Source organism: Nitriliruptor sp., from assembly GCF_040882075.1.
Taxonomy (GTDB): domain Bacteria; phylum Actinomycetota; class Nitriliruptoria; order Nitriliruptorales; family Nitriliruptoraceae; genus Nitriliruptor.
In genome coordinates, this window is the sequence record NZ_JBBEBZ010000210.1 from 1 (window position 1) to 1,781 (window position 1,781).

At 67.3% G+C, this 1,781-nt stretch carries 2 protein-coding genes; both read right to left on the bottom strand.

The features are described 5' to 3' along the window. Positions 1–733: ABC transporter ATP-binding protein (locus WEB03_RS15250; RefSeq protein WP_368071775.1), on the bottom strand; the 733-nt coding region annotated here is incomplete at its 3' end. A 1-nt stretch (position 734) separates the two neighbouring features. Then, positions 735–1,712, bottom strand: coding sequence for an ABC transporter permease (locus WEB03_RS15255; protein ID WP_368071776.1), 978 nt, complete (start codon positions 1,710–1,712; stop codon positions 735–737). Positions 1,713–1,781 lie beyond the last annotated feature (69 nt).

The window sequence follows — 1,781 nt, forward strand, 5'->3', positions numbered from 1 at the left end:
GGTAGACGGTGTCGGTGTCCGCGGTCTCGAACAGCATCCCGCCGTACATCACCTGCACCCGCTCGGCGACGCCAGCGACGAGCCCGAGGTCGTGGGTGATCAGGATCATCGCCGCGCCGGTGGCCTCCTGGGCCGTCTTCATCACCTCGATGACCTGTGCCTGGATGGTCACGTCGAGGGCGGTGGTGGGCTCGTCGGCGATCAACAACGACGGCTCGTTGGCGATGCCCATCGCGATCATGGCGCGCTGACGCATACCGCCGGAGAACTCGTGGGGGAAGTCGTCGAGCCGGTCGCTCGCGGCCGGGATGCCGACCAGGTCGAGCAGCTCGACCGCACGAGCGCGGGCAGCCTGCTTCGAGACGTCCTTGTTGTGGATCCGGATGGCCTCGACCAGCTGGTTGCCCACCGTGAAGACCGGGTTCAGCGCGGTCATCGGATCCTGGAAGATCATGGCGATGTCGTTGCCCTGGAGCTTGCGCATCTCCTTGACCGACAGCGCGAGCAGGTCCTGGCCCTGGAAGTCGATCGAGCCGGTGATCGTGGCGTAGCGTGGCAGCAGGCGCATGATCGCCATGGCCGACACCGACTTGCCGGAACCGGATTCTCCGACCACCGCGAGGGTCTCGCCGGGGTGCAGGTCGAAGCTGATGCCGTTGACGGCCTGGACGAGGCCATCGTCGGTCTGGAACCCGACCGAGAGGTCGCGGACGGACAGCAGCGGTGTGGTCACGTCAGCTCCTGCGCGTCGTCGGGTCGAGCGCGTCCCGGAGACCGTCCCCGAGGAAGTTCACGCAGAGGGTGATGGCGACGATGAACCCGCCGGGGATGAAGACCGCCGACGGCTTCGATTCGATGTAGCCCTTGGACTCGAAGATGAGGTTGCCGAGGGTGGGCGTCGGCGCCTGGACCCCGACGCCGAGGAACGACAGGGTCGATTCGAGGATGATGGCGGTGCCGATCAGCAGCGTCGCGTTCACCACGATCGGTCCGAAGGTGTTGGGCAGGATGTGGCGGAACATGATCCGCGGTGCCCGTGCACCGGCGGCCTTGGCGGCCAGGACGAACTCCTGCTCCTTGTACTGCAGGAACAGGCCCCGGACCACGCGGGCGATGGTCGGCCACAGCAGGATCGCGAGCAGGAACGCGATGCTGTTCGGGCTCGACCCGAAGCGGTTGGCCACGACCAGGAGCACGACCAGGGCTGGGATCAGCAGGAACAGGTTGGTCAGCTGGTCGATGAGGGTGTCGACGATGCCGCCGATGTAGCCGGCGGTCGCGCCGAGGACGGTCCCGATGGCCGTGGTGAGCAGCGCCACGAACAGCGCGATACGCAGCGAGAAGCGTCCACCGACGAAGGTCCGCACCATCAGGTCGCGACCGATGGGGTCGGTGCCGAACGGGTGCTCGCGCGACGGGCCTTGTCGGAACGCGCTCGTGTCCGGGGTCAGCGGGTCCCAGGAGGAGAAAACAGGACCGATCCAGAACGACAGCGCGAGGAGGGCGAGGAAGACCGTCGCGAAGATCGCGAGGCGGTGACGCCGGAAACGGTCCCAGGTCTGGCGGCCGAAGCTCCGTCCGACGATGGCCACGCCCTCGCGTTCGGCGAGCAGCGCAGCCTCGGTCGGTGCCACCGGCCGATCGCCCCCACCGGTCGGGTCGTGATCGCCACCGGTCGGCGTGGCGGTCGTCGGAGGAGGCGAGTCACTCATAGCGGATCCTCGGATCGAGCACGCCGTACAACAGATCGGCCATCAGGTTGAAGATGACCACGATGATCC